This window comes from Actinoplanes sp. DH11, assembly GCF_020873875.1.
In the GTDB taxonomy this organism is placed as follows: Bacteria; Actinomycetota; Actinomycetes; order Mycobacteriales; family Micromonosporaceae; genus Actinoplanes.
On the sequence record NZ_JAHWGU010000047.1, the window covers coordinates 39,734 to 46,110 of the forward strand.

The following is a 6,377-nucleotide window of genomic DNA, read 5'->3' on the forward strand; positions in this document are numbered from 1 at the left end:
CATGACAGACCCACGCTCCGGCGCGGGTGACCTCGGCCCGGGCCTCGACGCGCCCGGGCCGTCGTCTTTCCCGCTCACAGATCCGCCGGCTTCTTCGCCGGCTCTCTCGCTCACTGAACCGCCCGCTGAGTTTCAAGCCGCGGCTGCGGAAGTGTTCGGTGAGCGGCTCGCCCTGGCCGGCCGCTACGCCGAACTGCTCGGCACCGACGGTGTCGTCCGCGGCCTGATCGGTCCCCGGGAAGCACCCCGGCTCTGGGAACGCCACCTGATCAACTGCGGTGTCATGAACCCGTTGATCCCCTCCGGCGCCTCGGTCGTCGACGTGGGGTCCGGTGCCGGTCTGCCCGGTCTCGTGCTCGCGGTCGCCCGGCCCGACCTCGCCATCACGCTTGTCGAGCCGCTGGCGCGGCGCACCGCGTTCCTCGACGAGGCAGTCGAATTCCTCGGCCTGGACAACGTCACCGTGATCCGCGGCCGGGCCGAAGAGGTCGCGGGTCATCTCGAGGCCGACATCGTCACGGCCCGCGCGGTGGCCGCCCTCGACAAACTGGCCGGCTGGTGCCTGCCACTGGCGAAGGTCGGTGGCCGGCTGCTGGCGCTCAAGGGCGCCTCCGCGGCGGACGAGATAGCCGAACACCGCGGGGCGCTGGCGGGTCTTGGTGGGGGCGACGTGACGGTACGCCTCTGCGGCGTCGGCCTGATCGACCCGCCGGCCACGGTGGTCGATGTGGTGAAGGAGCGGCATGTCGCGGCGGGGCGGGCCGTGAAGGCGAGCTCGCGGGCCGCTGGTGCCGAGCGTGGTGGGCGGCGCAAGGGTTCCCGGCGGAGGTAGCCGGCCGAGTGGACGGCCGAGGCCGGGCGCGGGGCGGACGGTTGTCCTGCCCCGCGTTGGCTTGCGGCCTTGGATTGCGAGTTCCGGGTACGCGTTGCGGTCGCGGCCTTGAGTTGCCGCGCCGACTGTCCATGCTGTGGTTCACCCGTCCGGGGATTGGGTGGACTGACCGAAAGTGAATGTAGGTCGGACCGATTGGGGCGGTCTGCCTCCTGCGGTTCGCGCTGGTCGGGCGTTGGTGGAGATGGGGATTTGGAGCGCCTGAACGGCACTGTGGCGCCCGAAGCCGTAGTGGTCGAGTGTGGGGCGGGGTGCGGTGATTCCGGGGCTGAGGGCGAACTTGGGGCGGCGGGATGGTTTGGGTGCTTTTGTGGATGTCCTCGCGCGTACAAAAGCGATTTCAAGCCTGCTTTGAAGCCGGCTGGCGCTGAATCCGGGGTTTCGCTTTCGCTCATCTCGGGAGTGATGATCTTTCGGAACGCGGCGCCGGTGGGTGATGCTCGCGGGTTGCGCTCGACTCATCAGCTTTCGGACCATGGCGACACATGCCCGGCACACGTAGGCTGGCTGGGCGTCGATAGTCTGGACCAGATTCCTCCAGCCGGGACCAACGTTCTGCCGGCCAACCCGTTCCTAGTCAACAGGGATAAAGCGGTGCATGAGTACGGTGTTTCACGTGAAACCGAGTCGCCTCTCGACAGGCCGTCGGGAATGAGCGTGGGCGGACCGCACGCAGGCGAGCAGAACGTTCCGCTGCCTCGTGCGGGCGGATATGGCCCACCTTCGCAGTACGGCTATGGCTCTCCCTCCAATCCCGCCGCGACGCCCGTTCCGGCGTCGCCGTCCTCGGGCGGGCCTATCACCGATGAGTCGGTTCAGCCCGACGAGCATGTTTCACGTGAAACGCCGGGCGGGGTTGAGGACGATCCGCCCCTTGCCATGGAAGCGTTGCGAGCTGTGCAGATCCTCAACCCGAGCGGCGAGATTGTCATGCCGCGCCCAGACCACCCCAGGGTGATTTGCGTCGCCAACCAGAAGGGCGGCGTCGGGAAGACGACCACGACGGTGAACCTGGCGGTGGCGCTTGCCCTGCACGGCAACCGCGTCCTGGTGGTGGACCTCGACCCGCAGGGAAACGCCTCCACCGGACTGAACGTGCCGCACCACGCCGGCGTGCCGGACGTCTACGACTGCTTGATCGACAACGTGCCGCTGGCCGAGATTGCCCAGGCGGTCGAGGGCATTCCGAACCTCTTCTGTGTACCGGCGACGATCGACCTCGCCGGCGCCGAGATCGAGCTGGTCTCGGTCGTCGCCCGGGAGTCCCGCCTTGCTCGCGCGATCGCCGGGCACCCGGAGAAGTTCGACTACGTCTTCATCGACTGCCCGCCGTCGCTCGGCCTGCTGACGGTCAACGCCCTCTGCGCGGCGCAGGAGGTGCTGATCCCGATCCAGTGCGAGTACTACGCGCTGGAAGGCCTCAATCAGTTGATCAACAACATCAACCTGGTACGGCAGCACCTGAACCCGACCCTGGACGTCTCTACGATCCTGCTGACGATGTACGACCGCCGCACGCGCCTCGCGGACGCCGTCGAGCAGGACGTCCGGAACCACTTCGGGACGAAGGTTCTGAACGCAGTCATTCCCCGAAACGTGCGAGTCTCGGAGGCTCCGAGCTACGGCCAGTCTGTGATGACCTACGATCCGGGATCACGGGGTGCAACAAGCTATTTCGAAGCCGCCCTGGAGATCGCTATGCGTGGGGTCAACACAGGAGGCACGGAATGAAGAACCGTCCGCGGGGTGGCCTGGGCCGTGGCCTGGGCGCGTTGATCCCCACGGCGCCCGCTGCCGACACGGCAGCACCCGCCTCCGTTCCCACCCCCTCGGCTCCGCCGTCGGACATCGCGGTCGCTGATCCGGCGCCGGCTTCAGGCTCGGTCTCGGCCTCGGCTCCGGCCGCCCCGCCGGCACCCGTTGCTGTGCTCGATGAGGACCAGCTGGCACCGGTCCCGGGCGCCCGGTTCGCCGAACTGCCGGTCGCCAGCATCGAGCCCAACGCGAAGCAGCCCCGGCACGTCTTCGACGAAGAGGCCCTGGAAGAGCTGAAGACCTCCATCCAGGAGGTCGGTTTCCTTCAGCCGATCGTGGTCCGCGACATGGGCGACGGTCGATATGAGTTGGTCATGGGCGAGCGTCGCTGGCGGGCCGCGCAGGCCGTCGGCAAGGAGACGATCCCGGCGATCGTGCGGGACACTCCCGACGACGCGATGCTGCGGGACGCTTTGCTCGAGAACATCCACCGGGCCAACCTGAACCCGCTCGAAGAGGCGGCCGCGTACCAGCAGCTGCTCGAGGAATTCGGCGCCACGCACGAGGAACTGGCACGGCGCATCGGGCGGAGCCGGCCGCAGATATCGAACACCATACGGCTCATGAACCTTCCGGCCCCGGTCCAGCGCCGGGTCGCCGCGGGCGTGCTGTCCGCCGGACACGCGCGGGCATTGCTCGGCCTCGACGACTCCGAGGCGCAGGAGAAGCTCGCCCTGCGGATCGTGGCCGAAGGGCTCTCGGTCCGGGCCACCGAGGAACTGGTCCAGCTGGCCGTCTCCGACGGTCCGGTCAAAAAGGCGGCCCCGGCCCGCCGGGCAAAGGTGCACGCACCCGCGCTGAACGATCTCGCCGATCGGTTGTCGGACCGGTTCGACACCCGGGTGAAGGTCGACATCGGCCGGAACAAGGGGAAGATCACCATCGAGTTCGCCACGGTCGATGACCTTGAGCGGATCGTCGGGATGATCGGTGTCGAGGAAGAAGGAGCCCGGGGGGACGGGGCTTCGCCTTCTGAGTAGTTTCTTTGGCGGATGGTGAGCGCGTGCCCTTGGGGTGCGCGCTCTTTGCTTTTTGCTCACCGGTTTTGGCGTTGGGGGACGTGAAAGGGTCTTCGCTCGGTTCTCCCAGAACGATTCTCCTGGGGTTTTGGAAGGTCTTGCTGGGGCCCTGATGTGGGTTTGGTTGTCGCTCTGGGTGGCTGGGCGGGTGCTTAACGTGTTGCGCCTTTGATCTCGGGCTTGGCCGCTATTGGTTCTTGCAGCTTCACTGGTATGCCCGAGTGCCTTCTTCATGATCGTCCTGCGGGCGGCTGGCGCTTCAGAAGGGTGCGGTTCGGCGCGTCCGGGGGGTTGCGGAGGGCCCGAGCCGAGCTATCAATTCTTCGTCACTCTGGGTCGGCTTCGGGAGTCGTCGCTTCCTTGAACTCGATCGTCTCGCTTGCGGAAGGTGCCGGCTTGCGGAAGGTGCCGGCTCGCGGAAGGTGCCGTGTCGGGGAAATGCGGATCAGCCGGGATTCGCTGGTTCGGTGTCGGATGCGCGATGGCGGGCACTTGATCCCATCGTGGTGGACGTCGCCCACGAGAGGTTGGCTGTGGTGTGGTCGGCTGCGGTTGATTGCCGTGACTTCGGTCCGGCCGCAGGACGCCGTGGGTCGATGAAGCGAGGTCTTGTCGAGAGCCGGCACAGTCTTCGATTCCGGCTGATGCCCGTGTGTCGCGTGCCGCCCGAGTTCGCGTGATGCTTCCTTCCGCCCCCTGGCCGGCCTACTCGGGTACGCGTCGCTTCGCGGTGGACCCCGATTGCAGGATTCGCCTGGCATGATCCGTACCGAGAGTCGCCTTCCTGCGCCGCTGATGTGTCGCACGGTCTGCGGATCGCTCGGGTTCGCAGGTTCGCAGGGTCCCGTGAGTTCGGTGGGTTTCTTGAGCTTTCGCGGCGGGCTTCATGGCTGGCCCGACTGCGCTCGCGGCACCTTGCGGCATCGCAAGTCGGGGATTGGCCTTGAGTGGTTCGGGTAGCGCGGATTGTGCGGCGCTCCTGGGTTGAGCCACGCCTTGACCGGTCTCGAGCGCTGGGTTCGCTGCCGGCAGATGGCGCAGCCTTCACGCCTGACTCGCTGAGTCGCTGAGTCGCTGAGTCGCTGAGTCGACAGCACTAGCCCTAGGCGCTCCCGTCGCAGAAGGCATGCTCCACGAGCTCTCTCGGCAGGCGCGTACCGTTCTAGCGTTCGGCTCGGGTATCCAGGTCTGCCAGAGTGCGGGAATCAGGTATCGCGCGCAGGCGGTCACCACGCAAGACCGACGACTACGTTCTCTTCGCCATAGTCAGCGAGGTCGTCGCCTGATGGTGTGGGGCCGTGATGGAACACGGCTGCCCGGAGTGGTCCGTGCCCTTCTTAGGGCTGCGTTTCAGACGGCTGGAGGAAGGCCGTTCTTTCATCCGTGCTGGAGCCGGGCCTCCTGTGCCTGTTGGCCAGAGCCGAGTACGAGCATTCTCGGCGATCCCCATTTGGTGTAGTTGGACACCGGGCCGCATGCCATCCCGTGCGGTCGCGGCGATGCTGGCGAAGTTGAGCTGAGGCAGGCACATGCGCCTCATGCGGTGGAGGTGGCTGCCGCCTCATGCGGTGACGGCAGCGATGCTGGTGGAGTCGAGCTTGGGTAGGCACATGCCGCCTCATGCGGCGGCGGCCGGTGATGGGAGTCGAGCTCGGCCAGGCTTCCCAATGGGGTGGAGGCTGCGATCTGTTCTTGGTTGTCTGCCTGGTGCCGTCTGCCTGGTGCGGCAGGACGCGGTCTTTCAGCTCGGTCAGGCCACCAGTGCCAGCGGCGACCGCTGTGCTCGGCCGACGTGGGTGCGATCGTGCGACGGGCGCATGTTTCACGTGAAACGGTGCTGAGAAAGTGGCGTCGCTGGTTCCGCTCCCCTCAGAGGTGGAGATTCAGAGTGGATGGGTGGCTGCGGTCGCTACTTCAACCCGCCCGCCCGCGGCTGCCGCATGCTGAGAGGCCTGGCGGCTATCCAATGGAATGCTCAGGGCGGTAAGCAGTAGGTGGGTTCGGCCGGCTGAGCCGAGTTGTGCGAGCGGAGTCGCCGTTCGCCGCCCGTCGTCAGCTGTTCCCTGTCCCTGTTCCCCGTCCGCTGTGTCCGGGTGAGATGAGCCTCGCCGGTTGTTTGACGCAGCTGATCGCCCCGTGCAGTTGCAACGCCGGCAAGCTCCCGGCGTGCTTGAGGCGGGTAGCTGACGTCTACGCGATCTGTCGGGCGCGGCCCACGTGGGTCATGCGCGTATGTCCGGGACGGCTCGCAGCCCATGGGGATGAGGTGCCGCGGGATCCTGTTAGTAGGCATTCGTGGTGCAGGCGGCAACGACTACGGCAGCTTCGCCTCTAACCAGAGACGGAGGTTGGAGTGCTCGCCTGCGATTTGGCGCCCTCATCACGTTGCCGGCCTCCGATCCGGTCACCGGTCTTGCTCAGGGTCAAGGCGATGTCGTTCTTGGGCCCGCTCGGGTAGCGCTGGCGGATTCGCGGACGCGACTGGATCATCCGGTGGCCGGGCCGGGCCGGGCCGGGCTGAGCTGGGCTGAGCTGGGCTGAGCTGGGCTGAGCTGGGCTGAGCTGGGCTGAGCTGGGCTGAGCTGGGCTGAGCTGGGCTGAGCTGGGCTGAGCTGGGCTGAGCTGGGCTGAGCTGGGCTGAGCTGGGCTGA

At 67.0% G+C, this 6,377-nt stretch carries 3 protein-coding genes; all 3 read left to right on the forward strand.

The window, feature by feature from the left end; translation table 11 throughout:
* Position 1 precedes the first annotated feature (1 nt).
* On the forward strand, positions 2–832 hold the full coding sequence (rsmG, locus tag LPA41_RS39075) for a 16S rRNA (guanine(527)-N(7))-methyltransferase RsmG (protein ID WP_229076536.1): 831 nt from the start codon (positions 2–4) through the stop codon (positions 830–832).
* Between the two features lie 654 nt (positions 833–1,486).
* Positions 1,487–2,623: a ParA family protein gene (locus LPA41_RS39080; RefSeq protein ID WP_308036668.1), complete on the forward strand. Its 1,137-nt coding sequence runs from the start codon at positions 1,487–1,489 to the stop codon at positions 2,621–2,623.
* Complete coding sequence (locus LPA41_RS39085; protein ID WP_229076537.1) at positions 2,620–3,687, forward strand: ParB/RepB/Spo0J family partition protein; 1,068 nt, start codon at positions 2,620–2,622, stop codon at positions 3,685–3,687. The genes LPA41_RS39080 and LPA41_RS39085 overlap by 4 nt, the downstream gene beginning before the upstream one ends.
* Positions 3,688–6,377: the final 2,690 nt, after the last annotated feature.